Source organism: Streptomyces sp. NPDC027189, from assembly GCF_055566975.1.
The window spans coordinates 626,523-651,133 of record NZ_JBVHRI010000003.1; the positions used below are offsets into that span (position 1 = coordinate 626,523).

Consider the following 24,611-nt stretch of genomic DNA (forward strand, 5'->3'; position numbering starts at 1 on the left):
TCCCGTCACCGGCCTTCGTCACTCCCGTGGGAGCAAGGCCCCCAAGTCCTGCGCGGTCAGCCGCTGTGGTGACCGGAGTGCGCGGTCTCGGTTCCCCCACCACCGCTACTCCCCGAGTGGTGCGAGGCCCCCTCCTCCACGGTCCCGCCGAGCTGGCCGCGCAGCGTCGCGACCATCTTCTGATCCCCCACGGCGACCCACTTGGCGCCGACGAGGTACGAACCGCCGTAGTCCTTGGCCCCGTTGAGCCACTCGCGCTGGCCGCGGTCGGTGGCGAAGGTGGCCAGGATGAACTTGCCGTCGCTGATCCTGCAGACGCCCTGACGGATCTCGTCGGCGTCCGTCTGGATGTCCGGCTTGCACTTCACCTCGGCCGCCAGGTCCTCCAGGCTGCCGGTCGCGGTGGCCGGAACCTTGTCCTCGGTGGCCGCCTTGCCGCCCGATCCGCCGCAGCCGGTCAGCGCCAGCAGGGCCACGGCCGCCCCGGCCAGAAGCGTCTCGCGTGTCAACCTCATACGTTCCTCCGGTACCTGTCGGCGCTCACGCCGATAAGAGCCCCGGCGGGGACCCTGCCTTCGATACGGCTCCCGGGCGCCCCGTGCTCAATCGACCGCTGTTCCGTGGGATAAAGCCGATACCACCAGGGGCACGGGTGTGCGAAGGTGTCCACCGTGAACGAAGACTGGGAAGAGCGTACGGCGGCCGCCTGGGCCACGTTCGGCGCCTACGAAGAAGCGGGAGAAGCGGGCGAGGCGGACTTCCGGGCGGTGATCGACGCGCTGGTGGCCGAACTGCCCGCCGACAGCCCTCTCGGACCGTTCGAGCGGGCCTGCGCCTGGGACTCGACGGGCCACTCGGACAAGGCCGCGCCCCTGTACCGGGAGGCGCTCGCACGCGGCCTCAGCGGCTACAAGGGCCGGCGCGCCAAGATCCAGCTCTCCAGCTCGCTGCGGAACATCGGACAGGCGGACGAGGGGGTCAAGCTCCTCACCCCGGAACTCGACGCGCCCTCGGACGAGTTGGACGACGCGGTACGCGCCTGTCTCGCCCTCTGTCTGTCCAGCCTGGGCCGCGACCGCGAGGGCCTCTCCCTCGTCCTCGGCGCCCTCGCGCCCCATCTGCCGCGCTACCAGCGATCGATGGCGAACTACGCGCGCCTGCTCGTGAACCCCGAGGAGTAACTCCCCGGGGGCAGGTGACCATCCACCGATTCGCTCGTTTTGCTGAACGTGCAGTCACAGGATGTAGCCCCGCGCCCCGCACCCTCCTCAGGACCGGTCGTCGACGTCGAGCAGGCCGAGGCCGCGCTCGTCGAGCACTATCCGCGGCTCGTCCGGCTCGCCTATCTGGTACTGCCGCCGAGCCTCGGCCGCAACCGCAGGGTGCTGACCGCACACGCCCTCACCCAGCGCGCGCTGCCCCGGGGCCGTACGTCGGGTGACGCGTCGGTCATCCCGGCCCAGCAGACGGGCGTCGGCCGCGACGGCGACCCAGGCTACGCCTTCGTACGTCTCCAAGTGGTGCGTACGGCCCTGGAGGCAGGCCTGCCGCTGAAGCGGCGGGCGTGGCCCAAGCGGTCCCAGCTGCCGCCGCTGCTGCCTCAGGTGTGGGGCCTCAGGCTCTTCCCGCGCTCCGGCGGTGCCGACGAACTCGCCCTGGACCAGCGGCTGTCCGCGCTCTCCGCGCCCGCCCGCGCCGCGTATGTGCTGCGCGGCCTGGAGAAGCTGTCCGACGCGGACGTAGGGAAGGTGCTGACAGCGTCGGGGGTCGAGGACCCGGGTGCGGCGCTCACCGAGGCCGGTGGTGTCGAGGCCCGGGACTCCCTCCTCGACTCCCCCGAGTTCGACCCCTGTTCCCTGCACGCCCGGCCCACCGACCTGATGCGGCGCAGGCAGCACATGAAGGCCGCGCTGGCCGCCACCGCGGCCGTGGCCGTGTGCGGCGCGCTGCTCGGCCTGCCCGGCGACGGGTGGGGCCCGGACGGCGCCGCGGCACCCTCGTACGCGCAGAACCCGGCGGCCGAAGCCGCCCTGGACCCCGGGCAGTTGACGAGGGTGGCCGCCACGGCCTGGGAGTCGTCCGCGCGCACCGACTTCTCCGTGTGGCCGGCCCGCGGGAATCTCGTCGAGGACACCGCACTGCTGCGCCGCGCCCTCGCCGTATGGGCCCGGCCCAGCGAGGCCGTGCAGGTCTCGGCGACGCCCGGCACCCCGTCGGGCGCCCCGCCCGGACCGCCGCAGCTGCTGTACGCGGGCGACGTCGACCAGGCGCGTGTGGTGCTCCTCTACGACGGTCTGCGCATCGCGCGATACGCCGAGCCCAAGCACGGCACAAGCGGGGCGGCCCTCGACTTCGCGCGCGTCGACGGGGCGACCGGGGCCGAGGCGGACGCGGTGGTCATGGACCGGGCCGACAGCAACGTCCGCTATCTGACGGCTCCTTGGGTGACCAAGGCCGCGGAGCGGGATCTGCTCAAGCCGTCCTCCGGAGCGATGGACCTCACCCTCTCGGCCGACGGCGTCACCTCCCCGCTGGCCAGCCCGGCCCAGCGCACCGGCTCCTGCACCTCGTGGAACGTGCTCCAGCTGAAGGACGCATCGGGTACCCACCTGATGGCCGACCTCGGCGAACTCACCCCGGCCCACCTCACCGCGGGCCGCCCTTCGGCACCTCGCGAGACGTCCGGCGCCGAGGCGCTGCGCAACTGGTCGCCCTTCGCCTGCTCCCTCGCCTCCGTACGCTCACAGGGCGTGCGGTCCGTGAACGCCTGGCAGTACGCCGAGCAGCCGCTGCCCGACGCGAGCGGCAGCGCGGAGTGGGTCTGCACCCGGGCCGACACCTGGCGGGGCGGCGGCACCCGGGTGCTCGCCCAGTTCCACACCCCGGGCAGCGCGTACGGGGCGGTCGCCGCGAAGGCCGAGAACGCCCCCGCGTGCGGCTCGCGCGACCCCCACGTACTGGCCGGGGTGCTGTGGAAGTCGGCGGCGGGGTCCTGGTACCTGCTGGCGGCGGGCAGCCGGGACACCGACGCGATCCGGGCGACGGGCGGGGCGCGCGGGGCGTCCCAGGGCAACCTGCTCGTCGTACGGACCAAGCAGGGCGCGCAGGCGGGCCTGAAGGGGACGCTGAGCGACGGCAGGCAGATCAGCGGACTGCGCTAGTCACGGTGCGTCGCGTCCTTCAGGCCCGGCTGTTCGTCAGCGGTTGAAGGACGCACCCACCTCGAAGGTGCTGTTGTCCGCGAAGCCGAGGCTGGTCGGCGGGAAGGCCTTGGAGCCCGTGGCCGTGGTGCCCGTGGCGCTGCCCGGGAGCACCCACAGACCGCCGGTGTAGCCGTCCGCGCCTCCGGGGTGGACGGTGAACACGCCGATCAGCGCGTCGGCGCGACCGTCGCCGTTGACGTCGGTGGCCTTGGCGCTCATGCCGAAGCCGCCGTACCGGATGGCCTCGCCCGGCACCCCCGGCGTGTTCTGGGTGAAGGCGGTGGCGCCGCTTCCGGTCAGGCCGCCGGGGCCGCCGCGCAGGACGGTCACCTTGCCGGGGTCGGCCAGGTTGCTGTGGTTCTCGTCGGGGCTGGTCGCGATCACGTCCGGATAGCCGTCCGCGTCGACGTCCCCGACGGCGACCTGCTTGCCGAAGTGGTCGGATCCGACGTCGGAGTTGGTGTCGGGCACGCCGGGCGTGTCCTGGCTGAAGTGGACCGGCTTGCGGTTCGGGTCCTGGCCGTTGGTACCGCCGTAGACGACGAGGAACTCGCCCTTGTGGTCCAGGGCGAAGGGCTGCGGGACGACCACGTCGTCGCGGCCGTCGCGGTCCAGGTCGCCGATGGCCAGGCGCTCGCTCTCGCGGTGGTTGATCTGACTGCCGTTGGCGTCCTTGAGCAGGCCGATGTCCGTGAGCCCCCCGGAGCCGCCGCGCAGTACATGGATCCCCTTCGTCGGATCCAGCGTTCCGGTGTCCCACGACACCAGCAGGTCGGTGACGCCGTCGCCGGTCAGGTCCCCCGTGGCCAGCATGGTCTCGGCGTAGTAGGGCGTTCCGGTGGCGACTCCCAGCGGCTTGCGGGACGCGGCCGAACCGGTGCGGGTGAAGGGGCCGAGCAGCAGCGTCCCGGCCTCGCCGCCGCGGCCGTTGCCGACCACCAGGTCCCGCTTACCGTCACCGTTGAAGTCGCCGGACGCGAGGTCGACACCCGCCAGCCGGCGATCGACCGTGGGGGTGCCGAGCTTGACGGTGGTGCCACCGTGGTAGGTCAGGCCGTCGGGGCCGCCCCAGATCAGCGTCACCTGGCCGGCGTCGGTCCAGGTGGTGTCGCCGGAGACATAGCCCTCGCGAGGGGCCGACACGGCCAGGTCGGCGTAGCCGTCGCCGTCGAAGTCGCCGGTCGTGGAGGCATGGCCGAACCAGTCGACGGACTCGGCGGTGCCGGGCACCCCGGCGGTGTTCTGAGTGATCAGCTTGCGGTGCGTGCTGCTCAGGCCGCTCGCCGAGCCGTAGAGCACCATCGCCGCGCCGCTCAGGTGCCGTGTCGACGTGGAGTGGAACGGCAGATTGAGGACGACGTCGCGGTAGCCGTCGCCATTGAAGTCGTCGGCGAGCTGCTGGGCCGGGGCCGCGGTGGCCTCGGGCGTGGAGGCCAGCGCGAGACCGCCGGCGGCGAGCGCGGCCGTGGCGGCGCAGGCGAGGACACGTCTGAGGGGCAGGGGCACCGAAGGGTCTCCCGTGGTTGTTGGTGCGGGTTGGCGCGAAAGTGACCCGTGTGCCGTGGATTTGGTTGTACGGAATCCACGAGTCCGCCTCTGTACGAGATCCATGAGTCCATCCGTGCATGAGGGTTCCCCACGGACTTACCCGTCAGTACATTGACGCCATGTCTAACAAGCAGGCCCGGCTGCCCCGGCCCGTCGATTCCGAGCGGACACCGCTCAAGGCGCGGAAGGTGTCGTTCTCCTGGGAGGACACACCGCTGCACTGGGTGCCTGGGGATCCCTTCGCCACGCACACCATCAACGTGCTGCACCTGCTGCTGCCCGCCGGTGAGCGCTGGTTCGTGCATGTGTACAAGCAGGTGCTGCCCTACATCCGGGACGAGCGGCTGCGCGAGGACGTCATCGGGTTCATCGGCCAGGAGGCCATGCACTCGCAGGCGCACGACGAGGTACTCCCCCACCTCAAGGAACTCGGCCTGGACCCGACGCCGTACACCGCCCAGGTCGACTGGCTTTTCGAGAAGCTGCTCGGCGACCGCACGCTGCCGCCGGGCAAGGCCCGCAAGTGGTGGCTGATGGAGCGGGTCGCCATCATCGCGGCCATCGAGCACTACACCGCCTTCCTCGGCAACTGGGTACTGAACGCGGAGGAGTTGGACCGGCGCGGCGCCGACCCGACCATGCTGGACCTGCTGCGCTGGCACGGCGCGGAGGAGGTCGAGCACCGGTCCGTGGCGTTCGAGCTGTTCATGCATGTCGACGGAAGCTACCGGCGGCGCGCGCGGACCTGGGCGACCGCGTTCACGGCGCTGGTCTTCCTGTGGCAGCGCGGGGCGCGTTTCTTCATGGAGAACGACCCGACGCTGGCGGCGGGCAGGGCGAGCTTCAAGGACTTCTACGTCAGCGGGAAGCAGGGCGTGCTGCCGGCGACCGGGGACATGCTCAAGTCGATCCCGCGCTATCTCAGCCGCGCCTATCACCCGTCCCAGGAGGGGTCGACCGAGCAGGCCGTCGCCTATCTCGCCGCCTCGCCCGCGGCGACGGCGGCGGACCGGAGGGTGGCCTGATGCCCCAACTGCGGACCGTCGTGGCCGTCGCCGGTGCGGCCCTGCTCGTCAGGCGCGCCATGCGCCGCCGGATCGAGGCCTCGCCGCTGTGGCCGCTGCCCGCCCTGGAGAACCCCATCTCCGGCCGGCCGCGCTCCCGGGCCCTGCGACTGCTGGTCACCCGGCATGAGCGGGTCGCCGCCGGAGTCGTACAACTGTGCCTGGAGGGGCGGGACCTGCCGCACTGGGAGCCGGGCGCGCATCTCGATCTGGTGCTGCCGTCGGGGCTCGTACGGCAGTACTCGCTGTGCGGGGACCCGGAGGACACGTCGTCGTACACCGTCGCGACCCGGCTGGTCGAGGACGGCCGGGGCGGCTCGCGCGAGGTCCACGAGCAGCTCAGCGAGGGCATGGAGGTCGAAGTGCGCGGGCCGCGCAATCGGTTCGCCCTCGCATCGGCACCCGCCTATGTCTTCGTCGCGGGTGGCATCGGGATCACCCCGGTCCTGCCGATGCTGCGGGCGGTCCAGGACCGCGCGGACTGGCGGCTGTTGTACGGCGGACGGACGCGCGCGTCGATGCCGTTCCTGGAGGAGATCGAGAAGCTGCGGGGCGGCCAGGTCACCGTCGTCGCCGAGGACGAGGACGGGCGGCCGGACCTCGACGCACTGCTGGCGGACCTTCCCGAGGGCACGGCGGTCTACTGCTGCGGTCCGGAGGGGCTGATGGAGGCGGTCGAGGCCCGCGTGCCGGACGGGGCGACGCTCCACCTGGAGCGATTCGCCGCGCATACGTCGAGCGAGGGCAACGGCGCGTTCGAGGTCGAACTCCGCCGCAGCGGGCGCACGGTGACCGTTCCCGCCGACTCCACCGTGCTCGCCGCCGTACGCGCGGAGCTGCCGGGCACCGTCTACTCCTGCGAGCAGGGATTCTGCGGAACCTGCCGGCAGCGGGTCCTGGAAGGGGAGATCGAGCACCGGGACGAACTGCTGACGGATGCGGAGCGTGCCGACTCGATGCTGATCTGTGTATCGCGGACACGCGGTGAGCGAATTGTGTTGGACATGTGAACAACCGTGGCCGGACCGGCCCGTTCCGGGCCGGATCCGATCGGTAAGGTGTTCGTATGACAACCGGGGTACGCCGCAGGATGGGTGTCGACGAGCGGCGGCAGCAGTTGATCGGCGTCGCCCTCGAACTGTTCAGCCGACGCTCGCCCGACGAGGTCTCCATCGACGAAATAGCCTCGGCCGCGGGCATCTCGCGGCCGTTGGTCTACCACTACTTTCCCGGCAAACTCAGCCTGTACGAGGCGGCGTTGCAGCGCGCGGCGGACGATCTCGCGGGCCGGTTCGTGGAACCCCAGGAAGGCCCGTTGGGGGAGCGGCTGCTGCGGGTGATGCGCCGGTTCTTCGACTTCGTGGACGACCACGGGCCCGGATTCGCCGCGTTGATGCGGGGCGGCCCGGCAGTCGGTTCCTCCCGCACCAACGCGCTGATCGACGCCGTACGGCAGGCCGCTTATGTCCAGATGCTTTCGCATCTCAAGGTCGAGGACCCGCCCGCCCGTCTGGAGCTGGTGATCCGCTCCTGGATCTCGCTCGTCGAGTCGACGGCGCTGATCTGGCTGGACGGGCGGCGGATTCCGCGCGGCGAGCTGGAGGTGCAGCTCGTGCACGACTTCGCGGCGCTGGCGGCGGTGAGCGCCGCGTACGACGAGGAGATGAGCGAGGTGCTGCGCCAGGGGCTCAAGGACGAGCCGGGCGACGGGCCGTTCAGCGACCTCGCCGTCCGGCTGATCGCACTGGCGTCGCCACCGGCGGCGTAACCCTCGTCGGCGTGCCGGCGGACTACGCCTCGAACTTCCGGTACGACGGGTCGAGATCGCGGACCTCGGCGGACACGTGCAGCGCGAGCCCGTCGGTGGGCGCAATGTACTTGCGCAGCAGCTCCAACGCGGACTCGGTGAGCCGCGCCTTGGTCTCGTCGGTGCGGCCGGCGAGCAGGGCGATCGTGACGTTGACGATCGCCTGCCCGTCCGCCTCCGCGCCCACCACGTCGTCCTCGGTCCGCAGGGTCCGCGTCTTGCACGCCTCGAGCCGCGCGGCCGCGGTCTCCACGACCACGGGGTGCAGTTCGAGCGCGAAGCCGCGCCAGTCGACATGGTCGAGCGCCGAGGAGAACTCGACGGTGATCTGCGGCATGGGAACTCCTGTTCTCGGGGTCTCCCGATCACCCTAGCCGCAGCGCAAGGAGCGCGATGTCGTCCTCCCTGTCCCGGCCGAAGCAGTCCAGCAGGGTGTCGCAGAGGGCGGCCGTGCCGGGCGGGGCGGCGGCCCCGGCGGTGCGGAGCTGCTCCAGGGAGACCTCCAGGTCCGTGCCGCGGGTCTCGATGAGGCCGTCGGTGACCATGAGGAGTCGGTCCGTGGACGTCAGAGCGACCACGGTGGGCGACGGGCGGTCCAGACCGAGGCCGAGCAGCGGGCCGCCTGCCTCGACGTAGTCGGCGGTGCCGTCGTCACCGACGATCAGCGGCGGGAGGTGGCCCGCGTTGGCGATGCGGGCCCGCCCGCTCACCGGGTTGACCAGGACCAGACAGACGGTGGCCGTGACGTCGGGGTGGTAGTGCTGCAGCATCCGGTCGAGCCGCCGGGCCAGCACCCCGGGGTCGCAGTCCTCGACGCAGTAGGCGCGCAGCGCGTGCCGGATCTCGACCATCACGGTGGCCGCCTCCAGCGAGTGACCGACGACGTCGCCGACCGCGGTGAGCACCCCGGCCGAGGTGCGCAGCGCCGCGTAGAAGTCGCCGCCGATCTCGGTCTGCCGGGAGGCGGGCACATAGCGGACCACGACCTCGACGCCCGGCATCGCGGGCAACTCCTGCGGCAGGAAGCTGTGTTGCAGGGTCAACGCGACATGGCGTTCCGCCTGGTACATGAGCAGCGGCTCGGCGGCCAGTGCGGTGGCGCGGGCGAGCCGGGCCACCAGGGTGTCGGCCTCCGGTGCCGCGTCGCGGTCGGCGCGCGCGGGTGTGGCCAGGCACACCGGCGTCCTGCCGTCCTGGGTCCGGGCCATCACGAGCCGTGCGTCCTCGGACGCGCCGGGCCGGAAGAAGCCCGCGGGCCACAGCGGGGCGGGTACGACGGTGCGGCGCAGTCCGGTGCGCCCGGCCGTGGCGTGCCGGATCAGCCGGGCCACGGCCTCGTGCGCGCCGCGGTCCGGCAGCGCCGCACGCGCCCTGCTCCGGGACATTCCGCGGTACAGCTCGCCGTCCTCGGCCAGGACGAACACGGCGGCGGGCGAGCCGGTCAGCCGGGCGGTGCCCTCGGCCGCGGCGTCGGCGAGTTCCCGCAGACAGCGCGCCGTCTGCACGGCGGCGATCGTCTCCGACAGCAGTGTCAGCCGTCGTACCAGCGTCTCGGCGCCCGTGCGCATCCTGGCTCCGCGCACCGCGGCCCGTACGACCGCCTGGATCTCCTCGGGTTCCGCGGGCACCGCCAAGTACCCCTCGCCGCCCGCGTCCAGCCCCCGGCAGCGGTAGGCGGGACCCGCGGACACGGCGGAGAAGTGCACCACGGGCAGGGCGGCCATGGGCGGCTGCGCCTTGAGTCTGCGGCACAGCTCGAAGCCGTTCATGTCCGGGAGCCCGACGTCCACCAGCGCCACATCGGGCAGGGCGCCCGCGCGCAGCCGTACGTCGAGTTCGACGAGCGCCTCACCGGCGCTGGCCACGGGGACGACACTGTGCCCGGCGCGGCTCAGCACGGCGCCCAGCGCGTAGCGGTTGGCCGCCGTGTCGTCGACCACCATGACGGTGGACTCGGTGTCGGTGTCGTTGCCTTCCATACGAACAGCCCCTCGGGGCACGGGTGGTGGGGACAGGCCGGGGTGTTCTGGCCTGCCCCCACCAAATTAGTGCGCTGTCACGAGGCCCGGGTGAAAACCGCCACCGTACGACCCGGAACGGCGAACGTGCCCGATTCAGCCGCGTAGGACGAGGACTTGACGATAGAGTCCGCGCCCGACGCCTGCACCGGATGCAGCGCGTACGCCGTACCGGCCAGGGCACCGATCGTCTGCTCCTGCTTCTCGGGCGTCGCGTTGAAGACGACGACCAGGTCGCCGAGCTCCATCGTGATCACCCCGGGCGTCTCGTCCTTCCCGGACAGCGGGAAGGACAGCTTCGACTGCACCTGGTCGGCCGTGCCGAGCCCGAAGACGCTCTCGGTCGAACGGATCTTCAGCAGATCCCGGTACGCGGCCGAGGCGCCCTCGATCTGGCCGCAGCCCACCTTCACGGACGTCAACAGCGGTGTGGCGTAGGGCCACTTGGAGGCATTGTCGGCCGCCATCGGCAGCCCTCGCCCGAAGCCGTTGCCGTCCTGGCAGTTCCAGTGGATGGCGTTGAACCAGTCGCCGCTGTCGTACGAGTTGCGGTCGAGCGACTTGGAGCGCAGCAGGTCGGAGCCGGCCTGCGAGAGCGACGGGCCCTGCGAGAGCGTGGCCGTCGCCATGGCGAGGACCTGCATGCGGGCCCGGTCGCCCGCGCTCGTCGTGGCGGGCAGCTTGTAGGTGAGCGCGTCGTACAGCGACTCGTTGTCGTGCGCGTCGGCGTACGCGAGCGCGTCACCGGGCGCGTCCGCGTATCCGGCGGGCTGGCCGTTGTAGTCGACCTCGGAGCCCTTGACCTCCTTGCCGTCGGAGTCGGTGAAGTGGAACTTCGCGAGGTTGCCGGTCAGGCCGACCTTGATGAGGTCCTGGTAGTGCAGGAGCCTCGCCTTCTGCTCAGCCGGCGTTCCGTTGGCGGTGGAGGAGTTGGGGGCGGTGTAGAGGCCGGACGCGAAGCCCTGGATCCCCGGGTCGCTGTCGAACGGGCCGCCGCCGCGTACGGCGTCACGCGCCCGGTCGGAGAAGGTCGCGATTCCGGTCCCCGCCATGTTCTTCTGGGTGGCCTGCACGAAGCGGGCGTCGTCGGCGACCTCGCCGAAGTTCCAGCCCTCGCCGTACAGGATGATCTTCTTGCCGTCGACGCCGTCCTTTTCCGGGGTCAGCGCGTCGAGGGCTTTCCTGACCGCCAGGATGTTGGCCTTGGGGTGGTGGCCCATGAGGTCGAATCGGAAGCCGTCGACCTTGTACTCCTTGGCCCAGGTGACGATCGAGTCCACGACGAGCTTGCCCATCATGGCGTTCTCGGTCGCGGTGTTGGCACAGCAGGTCGAGGTGGCCACACTGCCGTCGGCGAGAAGGCGCTGGTAGTAGCCGGGCACCACCTTGTCGAGCACACTCGTGTCGGCCTGCCCGCTCGCCGCGGTGTGGTTGTAGACCACGTCCATGACGACCCGCAGACCGTCCTCGTTCAGCGATGTGACCATCTTGCGGAACTCGACCGTGCGCTCGGTGCCGTCGGGGTCGGTCGCGTACGAGCCTTCCGGCACCGTGTAGTGGTACGGGTCGTAGCCCCAGTTGTACGCGTCCTTCGCGGCGACCTTGGAGACGCACTCCTGCTGCTTCTCGGAGTCGGCCGCGTACGAGGCGAGGTCGCAGTCGGTGGTCGCCTGGTCGGCCTTCTTCTCCGGGATCGTCGCGATGTCGAACGCGGGCAGCAGGTGCACGTACGACGTACCGGACTTGGCCAGCTGCCTCAGGTGCCGGGAGCCGTCGCTGTCCTTGTCGGTGAAGGCGAGGTACGTGCCCTTGTCCCGCGCGGGAACGGTCTTGTCCGCCACCGAGAAGTCCCGGATGTGCAGCTCCTGGATCTGGGCGTCCTTCAGCGCCACGGCCTTGGGCTTCTTCAGGTTCGACCAGCCGTGCGGGGCAAGGGACTTGGCGTCGAGGTCGACGACCAGGCTGCGCTTCGAGTCGGCGGTCAGGGCCACCGAGTACGGGTCGGTGACCTTGTTGATGACGAGCTTCTGGACGGTCGGCGCCCAGACCTTGACGACGTACCGGTAGGGCTTGTTCGTCCAGGACTTCTCGCCGGTGACGGACCAGACGCCGGTGGTGGCGTTCCGCTTCATCGCGACCGTGGAGCCGTCGAGTTCGAGGCTCACCGACTGCGCGGTGGGTGCCCAGACGGACAGCGTGGGACGGCCGTGGTGGAACACAGGTCCCAGCTCCGCCTTCGTCGCGTCGTACACGTCATCCAGTACGCCGGCGATCTGGACGCCCGTCGCCGCCAGAATCGCGCCGTTGGCAGCCCGCTGCGAGGCGACGATCTGACCGCTCAGCGCCTCGCGCACCCGGTCGCGGTCGCGCGGGTCGACGGACCAGGCGGTGTAGTCCTTGAGGTGCGGGAACTTGGCCTTCTGGGCGTCGCTGAGATTGGTCTTGGACAACCGGAGCCAGCGCTCGTCGTCGCTGGTCAGCGCCCCGCCCTTCACCACGATCGAGCCGTCGTGGGAGTACAGCAGCTGGGTGGAGACCGCCGCCTCGGAGCCGTTCCAGGCGACCGTGTTCCGGTCGATCCAGACCGCCTTGGAGCTGGTCAGGTCGAGCGCGGCCGCGCTGCCCGCGGGCTGCGGGAGCAGGTACTTCTCCTGGCCGTTCAACAGCCACACCTCGTGGCCGCCCGCCGAGAGGTCGAGCGACTGGTCGGCGGAGAGGTCCTTCTCGTCGCCCTTGTGGATGATGTAGCTGAGGCTGGTGGCACCCTCGGCGAGCGGCACCTCGAAGACAGCGCCATAGGCGTCAGTCTTCACCGGCTCCAGGGGCTTCGACCAGTCCGTGGGCGTGGCGGCGCCGGTCCAGACGTGCAGTCCCCAGCCGGTGTAGTCGCCGTCGGCGCGGTGGTAGTGGATGACGGCCTTGGTCTTGTCTTGCGCCGGGTAGTCGGGCCGCTCGGTCTGTACGGCCTCCTTGCCCTGCTCGACCCAGACCTCACCGGTCTTGGTGACGTCGATCGTGCGGTCGGCGGCGACGTCCTTGTTGCCGTCCTTGTCGATGACGAGGAAGCCGACACTGGACGCGCCGGGCTTCAACTTCACGTAGGCGAATGCCCCGTAGGCGTCGCGGCCGATGAAGTCGTGGCCGGCGGGCCAGGTCGTCGACTCGCCGTCGGCGAGGTCGCCCCAGGCGTAGAGCCGCCAGTCGGTGTAGTCGCCGTCGGTGCGCTTGTAGTGGACGATCGCGTAGTCGCGCGAGGAGGCCGTCGGGACCTCCTCGGCGGGCGGGGCGCCACTCGTACTGGCCGCCGTCGCGCTCGCCGTGCGCCCGGCCGAGTCGATCACCACCGCCTTGTAGCGCAGGGCGGTTCCGGGCGGTACGTCCTTGCCGATGGCCTGGGTGACCTTGTACGGGGCGTGGTCGGCGGAGCCGAGGGTCCGCCACTTTCCGTTGCCGACCTGGGCGGCGAAGACGACACGGTTGAGCTGACCGCCTCCCCCACTCCCGGCTTCGCTCGAGCGGGAGGTGCCCCCATCGTCGGCGCTCAGTTCGACGGTGCCGGTGGCACCCTCGGCCGGGGCCTTCAGGGTCAGCGACGGCTTCGTGGCGGGGGCGCCGAGCCTGCCCGCGGCCTTGAGGACGATCGCCGAACCGGCGGGCACGGTGACTGTGACCTTCCTGTCCGCGTCGCTCTTGACGGACGCGTCGGTCCCGTAGATCCCCCGGAACGTCATGCCGGCGGAGCCGGTCGCGAACGTCGCCGTCCTCGCCTCGTCGGCGTTGTTGAGCGCGACGACGTACTCGGTCTTGTCGGTGCCCGTACGGGAGAAGGCGTACACACCCGCGCCGTCGGCGGCGTACCGCTCCGTCTGGACACCGTCCGCGAGGGCCGGATTGTCCTTGCGGAGCTTGGAGAGAGCGGCGATCTCCTTGTAGAGCGGCGCACTCGTGTCGTACGCGTCGCTCGCGTGTGTCCGGTCGGTGCCGATCTCGTCGTCGTCGAGGTAGTCGGCGACCTTGGAGGCGAACATCGTCTGGCGGGCGTCCTTGTCGCCGCCGGAGCCGGTGAAGCCCTGCTCGTCGCCGTAGTAGACGACGGGGTTGCCGCGGCTGAGGAACATCAGCTCGTTGGCGAGCTCGTCCTTCTTCAGCAGCTGCGTGTCGGTCGCCTTCGGGTTGTCCTGGTTCAGGAAGTACCCGATACGGCCCATGTCGTGGTTGCCGAGGAAGGTGACCTGCTCGTACGCGTTGGCCTTGTCCGTCGTGTACTTGTAGTCGTCACCGAAGACCGAGGCGAGCTTCTTGGCGCTGCCGCCCTGGGAGGCGTACGAGCGCGCCGCGTCCTGGAAGGGGAAGTCGAGCGTGGCGTCGAGGCGGCCCTGGGTGACGTACGGCGAAGTGATCGACGTGTCGGCGGAGTAGACCTCGCCGAACATGAAGAAGTCCTTGCGCCCGTGCCGGGCGGCGTACGCGTCGAGGGCGGTGGCCCACTGCGTCCAGAACTCCATGTTCACATGCTTCACGGTGTCGATCCGGAAGCCGTCGATGCCGAAGTCCCGGACCCATCGCTCGTAGATCTTCTCCATCCCGCTCACGACCTCGGGACGCTCGGTCCACAGGTCGTCGAGGCCGGAGAAGTCGCCGTTCGTGGAGCTCTCGCCGGCGAAGGTGGAGTCGCCCCGGTTGTGGTACATCGTCGGGTCGTTGAGCCACGACGGGACCTTGGCGTTCTTCTTCGCGGCGGGCACGGTCGGCGTACGCGGGAAGGAGTCGGCGTCCACGGCCGGGAACGTGGCGGTGCCGTCGGCGTAGTCGGCGTCGTCGAAGGGCACGCCGTCCTTGGTCAGATACGGGAAGGCGCCCTTGGAGAGGTAGTCGTAGGACTTCTCCTCGTAGTCGACGACATCGGCCGTGTGGTTGGTGATGACGTCGAAGAAGACCTTCATGCCCTTGGCGTGGGCCTTGGAGATCAGCGTCTCCAAGTCCTTGTTGGTGCCGAAGTGCGGGTCGACCTGGGTGAAGTCGGTGATCCAGTAGCCGTGGTAGCCGGCCGAGGCATCCTTGCCGGTGCCCTGTACGGGCTGGTTCTTGAAGATCGGCGCCATCCAGATGGCGGTGGTGCCGAGGCCCTTGATGTAGTCGAGCTTCCTGGTCAGGCCCTTGAGGTCGCCGCCCTGGTAGAAGCCCTTGTCGGTGGGGTCGTAGCCGGTCGACAGGCGTGACCCGGTCAGGCCGCCCTCGTCGTTGGACGTGTCGCCGTTGGCGAAGCGGTCCGGCATCACGAAGTAGAACTGCTCGCGGGTGTCGTCGTGCCGCGACGGCTCGGCGGCGAGCTTCGCGTCGGACGGGGGTGCGGGCGGTGTGTCGGCCCGCGCGGCGAGGGGCTGCGCAAGCGATACGGCCAGAGCGGCTGCGAGGACGGCTGCGCGCAGCCTCAGACGGCGGCGCGCCGGCCCTCTCGGTATCAGGTCCACAGGTGTGAACTCCTAGCGATTACGGCGTATTCGGGTCCGACCCCGCGCTGCGTTTCGGCTTCGGTGCCGAACGCCCGCGTGACCGTATCGCTCACGCAAGGTTTACAGCAAGAGTCTTGCAATGTGCGGCAAGGACTTTCAGCAGCTGGACTTGCCCGCGTAGATCGCCAGTGCCGTGTTGGAGCCCAGCGTCGCCGTGAACTGGCCGGAGCCGTTCACCGTGACGCTCGTGTTGTTCTGGACGTTGCAGTACGTCCCGGCGGCGAGGGAGGTGGTGTACGTCCGGGTCAGCGCGGAGGACTCGTGGTTGATGGCCACAAAGCCCTTGCTGCCACGGCCGAACGCGATGGCGTCGGCGCCGTTGTCCCACCAGTTGGTGACGGACTGGCCGCGGGTGGCGTTGCGGAAGGCGACCATCGACTTGATCTCCGGCCAGGCGTGCTGGCACTTCCAGCCGTCCTGCCAGCAGGCGTTGACCGTACCGCCGTTGGGCGGGCCGGCGTCCGCGTCGGACCACTCGTAGCCGGAGTTGATGTCGGGCGCCCCGTACGGGTACGCGAGCATGAAGACGTTCGCGAGGGTGTAGTTCGCGCCGTCCTTGTAGTTGAGCGTCGAGCCGTTGCGCTCGGTGTCGTGGTTGTCGACGAAGACGCCCGCGACCGAGCTGCTCATGTACCGCCAGCCCTCGCCGTAGTTCGTCAGGTAGGCGAGGTTCTCGTTGTTGAAGACCCGCTTGAGGTCGTACGCGTACCGGAACTCCTGGACGTCGCCGTTGCCCGTGTACTCGGTCGGCTGGACGGCCTCGCCCGAGCCGTAGATGACCTCCTGCTTCCAGTACACGGACGGATTGGCCAGCCGGGACTTGATGTTGGCGAGGTCGGCCGCCGGTATGTGCTTGGCCGCGTCGATGCGGAAGCCGTCGACGCCGTAGCCGAGCAGCGTGTTCATGTACCCGGCGATGGTGGACCGGACGTACTCCTCGCCGGTGTCCAGGTCGGCGAGCCCGACGAGTTCGCAGTTCTGGACGTTGGTGCGGTTGGTGTAGTCGCTGATGGTGGCGGTGCAGTCGTCCATGTCGTACGAGGAGTACAGGCCGGGGTAGTTGTACTTCGTGTACGACGAGCCGCCCGTGCCGGTGCCGGAACCGGCCGACATGTGGTTGATCACCGTGTCCACAACGACCTTCACGCCCGCCGCGTGGCAGGTGCTCACCATGTTCTGGAACGCGGTGGCGTCGCCGAGCCGGCCGGCGATCTTGTAGCTCACGGGCTGGTAGGAGGTCCACCACTGCGAGCCCTGTATGTGCTCGGCGGGCGGGGACACCTGGACGTAGCCGTAACCGGCCGGGCCCAGCGTGTTGGTGCATTCCTTGGCGACCGAGTCGAACTTCCACTCGAAGAGGACGGCGGTGACGTCCTTGGTGCCGGGTGGGGAGGCCGCCGCCGTACCGGGGGGAACGGTCACCGAGACCGCCAGGCCCGCCGCGAGGGCGAACGAGGCGGCAAGCGTTTTCCTTGCCATGTGGGTGCTCCTGCACTTCGTCGTGCGGGTGGGGGGATCGGAAGGTATCTCTTGCAAACAAGTTTCAGCAAGATGTCGTAAGAACTTTCAACTTCCTTATTGACGTCGCCCCTTCAACAGTCCCACGCTCCACACGTGTCAACCCCTGTGCCTTCCGGGCGAGTTGACCGACCCTGAGAGGAGCCGCAGCACGATGGCCTTACGACGACGAAGAGTCACCAGACTGCTGGTGACCGCAGCGCTGGCAGTCGGCGGCCTGGCCGCACTGCCCGCTCAGCAGGCCGCCGCGGCCGACACCGGTGTCCCCAACGGCGATGTGATCGCCAACCTGTGGGAGTGGAACTGGAAGTCGGTCGCCTCCGAGTGCAGAGACGTCCTCGACCCGGCCGGGTACGGAGCGGTCCAGGTGGCCCCGCCCGCCGAGTCGCTGAAGCAGACGAACTACTACTGGTGGGACGTCTACCAGCCGTACTCCTACGACCTGAACAGCCGCTTCGGCACCGCGAGCGACTTCAAGACCATGGTCGACACGTGTCACGCGGCGGGCATCAAGGTCTACACGGACGCCGTGATCAACCACACCGCCGCGCAGACCGGCACCGGATACAACGGCACGACCATCACCAACAAATACGACACCCCGGACTACGACCCGGCCGACAGCGACGACTGCACCACGACGATCTCGGACTGGTCCAACCGCTACCAGGTCCAGCACTGCGAACTCCTCGGCCTGCCCGACCTGGACACCGCCGAGAGCAACGTCCGCACAAAGATCATCGGCTTCCTCAACCAGCAGATCGACCTCGGCGTCGACGGCTTCCGGATCGACGCGGCCAAGCACATCGAGGCCGCCGACATGAGCGCCGTCGTCGCCGGTCTGCACACGACGACCTCGGGCTCGGCGCCGTACATCACACAGGAGATCTACCCCGGCGCCCCGCCCTCGCTCGACGAGTACTACGGCACCGGTGACGTCCTGGACTTCACCTTCGCCGCGCAGATGAAGTCGCAGTTCCAGGGCGACATCGCCAACCTGTCGTCCTTCGGCGGCAGCTGGGGCCTGGCGACCGAGGCGAACTCCAACACCTTCGTCACCAACCACGACACCGAGCGCAACGGCTACTCGCTCTCCTATAAGGACGGCGACACGGCGGTCCTCGCCAACATCTTCCAGCTGGCCCGCGGCTACGGCCGCCCCTCCGTCTACTCCGGCTGGACCTTCGGCCAGAGCGACGAGGCCCCACCGAACTCGGCCGGCTTCGTCACCGACACCAACTGCGCGAGCGGCTGGTACTGCCTCGACCGCAACACCGCGATCTCCGGCATGATCGGCTGGCACAACGCGGCGACCGGTTACGCGGTCGCCAACTGGCAGTCCCCCAGGTCCAATGTGATCGGCTTCGGCCGGGGCGGCGCGGGATTCGTCGCCATCAACAACAGCTCCGCCGCGAACACCTACACGTACACGACGGGTCTCGCCGACGGCACCTACCCGAACGTGATCGACGGCGGCGCCACGACCGTCACGGTCGCGAGCGGCAAGGCGTCGCTCACCGTGCCCGCCAAGGGAGCGGTCGCCTTCTACGACCCGGACTACGTGTGCACGGTCAACTGCGGCGGTGACAGCGGTGGTGGTGGCACCGGCACGGTCACGGCCACCTTCAACGAGTACGCGTCGACCACCACCGGCACCGATGTGTACGTGGTGGGCTCCGTCTCCGCGCTGGGCGGCTGGAACACGTCGAGCGCGGTGAAGCTCTCCTCGTCCGGCTATCCGGTCTGGAAGACGGACGTCTCCGTGCCGCAGAACAGCACGATCGAGTACAAGTACATCAAGAAGGACTCCTCGGGGAACGTCACCTGGGAGTCGAACGCCAACAGGACGCTCACGACCGGCACTTCGGCCGTGGAGATCGATAATTCCTGGAACGTGGCCGACGCCAACGCGACGGACGTGACCTTCGGCGTGACGGCGACGACCGACTACGGCACCAACGTGTACGTCGTCGGCTCGATCCCCTCGCTCGGCTCGTGGAACACCGCCGACGCGATCCCGCTCTCCTCGGCGTCGTACCCGTACTGGGGCAGGCTCGTGATCGTGCCCAGGTCGACGTCGTTCGCGTACAAGTACATCAAGAAGGACGCCTCCGGCACGGTGACCTGGGAGTCGGGTGACAACCGCTCCTACAGCACCGGTTCGGGTGTCGGCTACAGCGTGAGTGACACCTGGAGGTAGCGCACAGGGCGGTGCTCCGATCCCCTGGGGACCGGAGCACCGCTCAGGCGTGCGTCAGGCCGCCCACCACACGGTCGTGTCCGCGGGCAGCTTCGCCTCACCGTCCTGCGACAGGGTCACCTCGCCGCTGGCGAGGAGCACGCGGCCGTACGCCGGGACGGCCACCGCCTCGCCCCCGGTGTTCGCGATGCAGACGAACTCTCCACGGCGGAAGGCGAGTACGCCCTCGGGCGCCTTCAGCCAGCTGACCGAGTCGCCCGCGCCGAGGTCGGGCTCGGCGCGCCGGATGGCGAGCGCGCTGCGGTACAGCTCCAGGGTCGAGCCCTCGGCCCCCGTCTGCGCCTCGACGCTCAGCTCGGCCCACTCGGCGGGCTGCGGCAGCCAGCTGCCACCGCTGCCGAAGCCGTACGAGGAGCCGGTGCGGGTCCACGGGATCGGCACCCGGCAGCCGTCACGGAACCCGTCCTGGCCGGCGCCCCGGAAGTAGGCGGGGTCCTGCCGCACCTCGTCCGGCAGGTCCACGACGTCCGGCAGGCCGAGCTCCTCGCCCTGGTAGAGGTAGGCGGAGCCGGGCAGGGCCAGCATCAGCAGGGTCGCCGCCCGGGCCCGGCGCAGGCCCAGCTCCCGGTCGCCCGCGGTGCGGATCTGGGTGCCGAGGCCGGCCTCGTTGGCGAAGCGCGTGGCGTGCCGGGTCACGTCGTGGTTGGACAGCACCCAGGTGGAGGGGGCGCCCACCGGCCGCATCGCGTCGAGGGTGCGGTCGATGACGGAGCGCAGCTCGGCCGCGTCCCAATGGGTGCCCAGGTACTGGAAGTTGAAGGCCTGGTGCAGTTCGTCGGGGCGCACGTAGTTGGCGGTGCGCTCGATGGTCGGCGTCCACGCCTCCGCGACGAAGATCCGCCCACCCGTCTCCCACCACCGCCCTTCCAAGGAAGGCCCTTCGGGCCCCTTCTCAATTCCCGCGTACTCGTCCAGGATCGTGCGCCACTGCCGGTAGATGGCGTGCACGCCGTCCTGGTCGAAGAACGGCATGACGTCGTTGCCCAGCAGCTTCAGCTGGTCGTGGGCGCCCAGGTCCGGCAGCCCGTCCGCCTTCACCAGGCCGTGGGCGACGTCGATACGGAAGCCGTCGACACCCATGTCGAGCCAGAACCGCAGGATCGAGCGGAACTCGTCGCCGACGGCCGGGTGGTCCCAGTTGAAGTCGGGCTGCTCGGGTGCGAAGAGGTGCAGGTACCACTCGCCGGGGGTGCCGTCCGGCTCGGTCACGCGCGTCCAGGCCGGGCCACCGAAGATGGACTCCCAGTCGTTGGGCGGCAGTTCGCCGTTCTTCCCCTTGCCGGGCCGGAAGTGGTAGCGCTCCCGCACCGGCGAACCGGGACCTTCGCGCAGGGCCCGCTTGAACCACTCGTGTTGGTCGGAGGAGTGGTTGGGGACCAGGTCGACGATGATCCGCAGACCCAGTTCGTGGGCGTCGCGGATGAGGGCGTCGGCGTCCATGAGATTGCCGAACATGGGATCGACGGCCCGGTAGTCCGCCACGTCGTAGCCGGCGTCGGCCTGCGGCGAGGCGTAGAAGGGGCTGAGCCACACGGCGTCCACGCCGAGGTCGCGCAGATACGGGAGTCGGGAACGTACGCCCTCCAGGTCGCCCATGCCGTCGCCGTTGCTGTCGGCGAAGCTGCGCGGATAGACCTGGTAGATCACCGCGTCGCGCCACCAGTCGCGGTGGCCGGCGACGGTGGCGAGAGCGGAGTTCGGGGCCTGGTCGGCGGAGTGCTGGCTCATGGCGTCCTTGATGCGATGGGGTCTCCCGCTCCGGGGGTCCCCAGGCCCTTGAGGCACTGGGGGGAAGCCGAGAGTGGGGGAGGAATTCGGGTCATAGCTGCGTCTGGGGGCGGGGGATGAGGCGGCCGCGGTGCCGGCGGGGTCGGATGGGCACCGCGGCCGCCACCCGCGCACGTCGAGCGCGCGGGAGCCTTCGCGGGCGACGTGGGCGGATCAGCCCTTCGTGCCGCCCGCGGTGAGGCCGGTCACCAGGTTTTTCTGGACAAGGTAGAAGAACGCGGAGACGGGAATCGCGACCAGCACCGCTGTGGCGGCCATGAGGTTGCGCTGCGCGTCGTGCTCGCTGATGAAGCTCTGCAGGCCGACGGCGAAGGTGTACTTCGTGTCGGACAGCATGAACGTCGAGGCGAAGGCGACCTCGCCGAACGCGGTGATGAAGCTGTAGAAACCGGCAACCGCCAGGCCGGGCTTGGCGAGCGGCAGGATCAGCCGCGCGAACGTACCGAAGGGGGACAGCCCGTCGACACGTCCTGCCTCGTCGATCTCGAACGGGATGGTGTCGAAGTAGCCCTTGAGCAGCCAGGCGCAGTACGGCACGGCGGTCGAGCAGTAGACGAGGATCAGGCCGAGATAGCTGTCGATGAGCTGCAGATCCGAGAGGATCTGGTACATCGGCACGATGAGTACGGCGATGGGGAACATCTGGGTGACCAGGAGCACCCACATGAACTTCTTGTAGCCGGGGAAGCGCATGCGGGACACCGCGTAGCCGGTGGTCGCGGCGACCATCACACCGATGACCGTGGTGCCGAGCGAGACGATGAGGGAACTCTTCATCCAGTCGAAGAAGCCCGTGTGCTGGAGGACGAACGAGTAGTTGTCGAGCGTCATCTTGTCCCAGATGCCCGCGGGGTGTAGATAGTCGTCCTTGTCCGGGCCGAGGGACAGGAAGAGCAGCCAGGCGACCGGGAACAGCGCGATCAGGCTCGCGACGATCAGGATGCCGTGGGAGGTCAGGGACGCGGCGATGCTGCGGTCACCGCGTTTGCGCGCCTTGCGGGGCGACTCGTCGTCCGCGGGGACCTGGTCGGCCGGAGGCGTCTGAAGGGTGGTCGTGCTCATGGGGACTCCTGCCTCAGATCGCGAGCTGTTGGTCATTGCGGTTCAGCCAGCGGCGGTAGAAGGAGGTGAAGACGATCAGGATGGCCAGCAGCAGCATGCCGTAGGCCGCGGACTGCGCGAAGTCGCGCGGCTGTTGGCCGAAGCCCAGGTAGTAGGCCCAGGTGACGAGGATCTGCGCGTCCGGGGCGGTGTCGCCGAACAGCAGGAAGATGACGGCGAACTGGTTGAAGGTCCAGATGATGCCGAGGAGGACGACGGTGGAGCTGACGGACCTCAGACCCGGAAGCGTGACGTACCGGAACTGCTGCCAGGGGCTCGCGCCGTCCATCTCGGCGGCCTCGTACAACGTGGAGTCGATGGACTGCAGTCCGCCGAGCAGCGAGACCATCATGAAGGGCACACCGCACCAGGTGTTGACCATGATCGCGGCGAACCGCTGCCAGAAGGTGTCCTCCAGCCACAGCGGCGACGGCAGATGCACCGCGTCGAGCATGGAGTTGATGATGCCGCCGTCCGCGAGCATGAAGCGCCAGCCGAAGACGGTGACGAAGGTCGGCACGGCCCACGGCAGGACCAGGATGAGCCGGTAGAGGGTCCGGCCCCGCAGCTTCTGGTTCAGCAGCAGGGCGAGACCGAGGCCGATGCAGTAGTGCAGGGCGACACAGAGCGCCGTCCACACGATCGTCCAGATGAAGTGCGACCAGAAGCGGTCGTACGAGGTCGGGCCCCACAGGATGTCTTTGTAGTTGTCGAGGCCGATGAACTTGTAGGTGGCGTCGATGTGGTTGACGCCGATCGTGCGGGCCGAGTTGAGGCTGTTGGCGTCCGTGAACGTCAGGTAGAAGCCCCGCACCAGCGGATAGAGCACCAGTCCGCCGAGCACGACGACGACCGGGGCGATCATCGCGTACGCGTACCAGTACTTCTGGTACGAGTGCTTCAGACGCTGCAGCCGGCCGGGGCGCGGCGCTCGGTCACCGCGGCGTTTGCCGGTCGCTCGGTCGATGGCGACTGTCATGGTTCGACACCTTCTGCAAAATCAGGAGTTGGGCGCACACAGCCGGTGGCCGCCGGATCTGTCCCCCCAATTCAGGCAGATCCGACGGCCACACGGTCTACTTGCTGAAGTCCGGGACCAGCTTGGCGATCGCGAGTTCCGCGTTGCTCAGGCCCTTGTCCAGGGACTCCTTGCCACCCGCGATCTTCGGCAGCTCGGTGTCGAGCGGGCCCCAGAGCGAGCTGTACTCGGGCAGCGCCGGGCGCGGCTGGGCGGCGGCGAGGACGCCCTGGTAGCCGGCGATGCCGGGGTCGGCCTTGACCTGGGCGGTGTAGGCGTCGTCACGCGTCGGCAGCGTGGAGTTCTTCAGGGCGATGGTCTCCTGGGACTTCGCCGAGGTCATGAACTTCACGAACTTCAGCGAGGCCTCCTGGTGCGCCTTGTCCGAGCCCGCGTACACCGAGAGGTTGTGACCGCCGGTCGGGGCGCCCGCCTTGCCGGTGGAGCCGGCCGGGACGGTGGCGATGCCGAGGTTGGCCTTGTCCGTGAAGGCCGAGCCCTTGTAGAAGTTGGTGATCTCCCACGGGCCCTGCACGATCGCGGCGACCTTGCCGTTGACGAACGCGTCCTGGATGTGGGCGTACGCGTCGGCGGTGGTGTCGGCCTTGTGCAGGCCCTTGCCGGAGAACAGGCCCTGCCAGGTCCCGTACGCCTTCTTCGCGGCGGCCGAGTTCACGGTGATCTTCTTGGCGGTGGCGTCGACCGTGTCGGTGCCCTCGCCGTAGAGGAAGGACTGCGCGTAGTACGCCTGGGTGGAGCCCCAGTAGCCGTCGACGCCGGTCTTCTTCTGGATCGTGGCGGCGTCGGTCTTCAGCTCCGCCCAGGTGGTGGGCGCCTTGTCGATGCCGGCCTTCTTGAAGAGGGCCTTGTTGTAGACCAGCGCGAGGGTGTCGGTGACCAGCGGCACGCCGTAGGTCTTGCCGTCGAACTTGGCCTGCTCGATCAGGCTGGGCTGGAACTTGCTCTGGTCCGCGAGGGCCTCGGTGCCGTCCAGCGGCAGGAAGAAGTCCTTCTTCGCGAAGGCAGGGGTCCAGCCGACCTCGGAGCGCAGGATGTCCGGGGCGCCCTTGGAGCCGGCGGCCGTGTCGAACTTGTTCTGCGCCTGGTCGAAGGGGACGTTGACGTACTTGACCTTGATGTTGGGGTTGGCCTTCTCGAATTCCTTGGCCAGGGCCTTGTACGTCGGCGCCTCATTGGTGGCGTTGGAGGTGTCCCACCAGGTGATGGTGAGGGGGCCGTCCGACTTGTCGCTGCCGCTGTCGCTGCCGCCGCAGGCCGTCGCCGCGAGGGCGAGGGACGCCACCAGCGCGGTGGCCGCTATGCCACGCCGCATGAGATCTCCTTGAGGGTGAAAGCCCGAGTGGTGGGGGCAGCGGTCCCGCCCGCTCCCCTTGCCGACTTGCCGACTGCGCCGTTGCGTCCGCCGGGCGACGTGAACGTAACAGCGTTGTAAGCGCGACGAAAGACCTTGCAGAAAAAAAGTGCAAGAACTGCCGAGAGTTACCCGCCCGTGACTTCTCGCTCTTGATCGCGAAGCCCTGGTAAATGGCCGCTCAGCAGACATGGGGGCGCCTGTGCAAGACTCTGCAAGCTCTTGCCACAGCCGGCGGGTACGGGGATCATCGCCCCGTCAGCGCCTTGCAGGAGCCACCCCTTCCCGCGGCGCACGCACGGGACGCCGAGCCGACCAGAACACGAGGGAGCGAGATGACGCAGCAGCCCGGATCGGGCCGATCAACCGCCCGCACACGGCGTCTGGTTGGTGGGCAGGGT

General features: G+C 69.3%; 16 protein-coding genes. 6 read left to right on the top strand and 10 right to left on the bottom strand.

Annotated elements, in window-relative coordinates; all coding sequences use genetic code 11:
* Positions 1 to 56: 56 nt before the first annotated feature.
* Positions 57 to 515, bottom strand: a complete 459-nt coding sequence (locus tag ACZ4RZ_RS10710; RefSeq protein ID WP_467743610.1) for a hypothetical protein — start codon at positions 513 to 515, stop codon at positions 57 to 59.
* Positions 516 to 671: 156 nt separating this feature from the next.
* On the opposite strand from ACZ4RZ_RS10710, the gene ACZ4RZ_RS10715 reads away from it, so the two are divergent.
* Both ACZ4RZ_RS10715 and ACZ4RZ_RS10720 read left to right on the top strand, forming a co-directional pair.
* Positions 672 to 1,181: a tetratricopeptide repeat protein gene (locus tag ACZ4RZ_RS10715; protein ID WP_467743611.1), complete on the top strand. Its 510-nt coding sequence runs from the start codon at positions 672 to 674 to the stop codon at positions 1,179 to 1,181.
* A gap of 48 nt (positions 1,182 to 1,229) precedes the next feature.
* Positions 1,230 to 3,161 (top strand): hypothetical protein, encoded by a 1,932-nt coding sequence (locus ACZ4RZ_RS10720; RefSeq protein WP_467743612.1) that lies wholly within the window; start codon positions 1,230 to 1,232, stop codon positions 3,159 to 3,161.
* A 36-nt stretch (positions 3,162 to 3,197) separates the two neighbouring features.
* Here the strand turns inward: ACZ4RZ_RS10720 and ACZ4RZ_RS10725 are convergent, their stop codons facing one another.
* Entirely contained in the window at positions 3,198 to 4,709 is a 1,512-nt protein-coding gene (locus tag ACZ4RZ_RS10725) for an FG-GAP and VCBS repeat-containing protein (RefSeq protein WP_467743613.1), read from the bottom strand.
* A 161-nt stretch (positions 4,710 to 4,870) separates the two neighbouring features.
* On the opposite strand from ACZ4RZ_RS10725, the gene ACZ4RZ_RS10730 reads away from it, so the two are divergent.
* The 3 genes from ACZ4RZ_RS10730 to ACZ4RZ_RS10740 are packed head-to-tail and all read left to right on the top strand — an operon-like array spanning position 4,871 to position 7,583.
* A complete protein-coding gene (locus tag ACZ4RZ_RS10730; protein WP_467743614.1) occupies positions 4,871 to 5,776 on the top strand; it encodes a metal-dependent hydrolase in 906 nt (301 codons plus the stop codon).
* Positions 5,776 to 6,825 carry a PDR/VanB family oxidoreductase gene (locus ACZ4RZ_RS10735; protein ID WP_467743615.1) on the top strand — a complete coding sequence of 350 codons (1,050 nt, stop codon included), beginning with the start codon at positions 5,776 to 5,778 and terminating at the stop codon, positions 6,823 to 6,825. The genes ACZ4RZ_RS10730 and ACZ4RZ_RS10735 overlap by 1 nt, the downstream gene beginning before the upstream one ends.
* A 56-nt stretch (positions 6,826 to 6,881) precedes the next feature.
* Positions 6,882 to 7,583, top strand: a complete 702-nt coding sequence (locus tag ACZ4RZ_RS10740; protein ID WP_467743616.1) for a TetR/AcrR family transcriptional regulator — start codon at positions 6,882 to 6,884, stop codon at positions 7,581 to 7,583.
* 22 nt (positions 7,584 to 7,605) lie between these two features.
* Here the strand turns inward: ACZ4RZ_RS10740 and ACZ4RZ_RS10745 are convergent, their stop codons facing one another.
* From ACZ4RZ_RS10745 to ACZ4RZ_RS10760, 4 genes are all read right to left on the bottom strand, one after another.
* The gene (locus ACZ4RZ_RS10745; protein ID WP_467743617.1) at positions 7,606 to 7,959 is read right to left on the bottom strand and encodes a 5-carboxymethyl-2-hydroxymuconate Delta-isomerase; all 354 of its coding nucleotides are present in this window, start codon (positions 7,957 to 7,959) and stop codon (positions 7,606 to 7,608) included.
* 28 nt (positions 7,960 to 7,987) lie between these two features.
* On the bottom strand, positions 7,988 to 9,601 hold the full coding sequence (locus ACZ4RZ_RS10750) for a SpoIIE family protein phosphatase (RefSeq protein WP_467743618.1): 1,614 nt from the start codon (positions 9,599 to 9,601) through the stop codon (positions 7,988 to 7,990).
* A 77-nt stretch (positions 9,602 to 9,678) separates the two neighbouring features.
* Positions 9,679 to 15,105: a pullulanase-type alpha-1,6-glucosidase gene (gene pulA / locus ACZ4RZ_RS10755; protein WP_467743685.1), complete on the bottom strand. Its 5,427-nt coding sequence runs from the start codon at positions 15,103 to 15,105 to the stop codon at positions 9,679 to 9,681.
* Between the two features lie 144 nt (positions 15,106 to 15,249).
* Positions 15,250 to 16,632 carry an alpha-amylase gene (locus ACZ4RZ_RS10760; RefSeq protein ID WP_467743619.1) on the bottom strand — a complete coding sequence of 461 codons (1,383 nt, stop codon included), beginning with the start codon at positions 16,630 to 16,632 and terminating at the stop codon, positions 15,250 to 15,252.
* Positions 16,633 to 16,825: 193 nt separating this feature from the next.
* Here ACZ4RZ_RS10760 and ACZ4RZ_RS10765 point away from each other — a divergent pair, with 193 nt between their 5' ends.
* Entirely contained in the window at positions 16,826 to 18,871 is a 2,046-nt protein-coding gene (locus tag ACZ4RZ_RS10765) for a carbohydrate-binding module family 20 domain-containing protein (RefSeq protein ID WP_467743620.1), read from the top strand.
* A gap of 54 nt (positions 18,872 to 18,925) precedes the next feature.
* Here the strand turns inward: ACZ4RZ_RS10765 and ACZ4RZ_RS10770 are convergent, their stop codons facing one another.
* The 4 genes from ACZ4RZ_RS10770 to ACZ4RZ_RS10785 all read right to left on the bottom strand — a co-directional run bounded on the left by ACZ4RZ_RS10770 (position 18,926) and on the right by ACZ4RZ_RS10785 (position 24,171).
* The gene (locus ACZ4RZ_RS10770) at positions 18,926 to 20,659 is read right to left on the bottom strand and encodes a glycoside hydrolase family 13 protein (protein WP_467743621.1); all 1,734 of its coding nucleotides are present in this window, start codon (positions 20,657 to 20,659) and stop codon (positions 18,926 to 18,928) included.
* Between the two features lie 213 nt (positions 20,660 to 20,872).
* The gene (locus tag ACZ4RZ_RS10775) at positions 20,873 to 21,781 is read right to left on the bottom strand and encodes a sugar ABC transporter permease (protein WP_467743622.1); all 909 of its coding nucleotides are present in this window, start codon (positions 21,779 to 21,781) and stop codon (positions 20,873 to 20,875) included.
* A gap of 13 nt (positions 21,782 to 21,794) precedes the next feature.
* The gene (locus tag ACZ4RZ_RS10780) at positions 21,795 to 22,799 is read right to left on the bottom strand and encodes a carbohydrate ABC transporter permease (protein WP_467743623.1); all 1,005 of its coding nucleotides are present in this window, start codon (positions 22,797 to 22,799) and stop codon (positions 21,795 to 21,797) included.
* Positions 22,800 to 22,896: 97 nt separating this feature from the next.
* The gene (locus ACZ4RZ_RS10785; protein WP_467743624.1) at positions 22,897 to 24,171 is read right to left on the bottom strand and encodes an extracellular solute-binding protein; all 1,275 of its coding nucleotides are present in this window, start codon (positions 24,169 to 24,171) and stop codon (positions 22,897 to 22,899) included.
* Between the last annotated feature and the right edge of the window lie 440 nt (positions 24,172 to 24,611).

Coding starts and splice junctions, on each gene's coding strand:
- ACZ4RZ_RS10710 (WP_467743610.1), bottom strand. CDS start 515: ATGAGGTTGACACGCGAGACGCTTCTGGCCGGGGCGGCCGTGGCCCTG.
- ACZ4RZ_RS10730 (WP_467743614.1), top strand. CDS start 4,871: ATGTCTAACAAGCAGGCCCGGCTGCCCCGGCCCGTCGATTCCGAGCGG.
- ACZ4RZ_RS10735 (WP_467743615.1), top strand. CDS start 5,776: ATGCCCCAACTGCGGACCGTCGTGGCCGTCGCCGGTGCGGCCCTGCTC.
- ACZ4RZ_RS10740 (WP_467743616.1), top strand. CDS start 6,882: ATGACAACCGGGGTACGCCGCAGGATGGGTGTCGACGAGCGGCGGCAG.
- ACZ4RZ_RS10745 (WP_467743617.1), bottom strand. CDS start 7,959: ATGCCGCAGATCACCGTCGAGTTCTCCTCGGCGCTCGACCATGTCGAC.
- ACZ4RZ_RS10750 (WP_467743618.1), bottom strand. CDS start 9,601: ATGGAAGGCAACGACACCGACACCGAGTCCACCGTCATGGTGGTCGAC.
- ACZ4RZ_RS10760 (WP_467743619.1), bottom strand. CDS start 16,632: ATGGCAAGGAAAACGCTTGCCGCCTCGTTCGCCCTCGCGGCGGGCCTG.
- ACZ4RZ_RS10765 (WP_467743620.1), top strand. CDS start 16,826: ATGGCCTTACGACGACGAAGAGTCACCAGACTGCTGGTGACCGCAGCG.
- ACZ4RZ_RS10770 (WP_467743621.1), bottom strand. CDS start 20,659: ATGAGCCAGCACTCCGCCGACCAGGCCCCGAACTCCGCTCTCGCCACC.
- ACZ4RZ_RS10775 (WP_467743622.1), bottom strand. CDS start 21,781: ATGAGCACGACCACCCTTCAGACGCCTCCGGCCGACCAGGTCCCCGCG.
- ACZ4RZ_RS10780 (WP_467743623.1), bottom strand. CDS start 22,799: ATGACAGTCGCCATCGACCGAGCGACCGGCAAACGCCGCGGTGACCGA.
- ACZ4RZ_RS10785 (WP_467743624.1), bottom strand. CDS start 24,171: ATGCGGCGTGGCATAGCGGCCACCGCGCTGGTGGCGTCCCTCGCCCTC.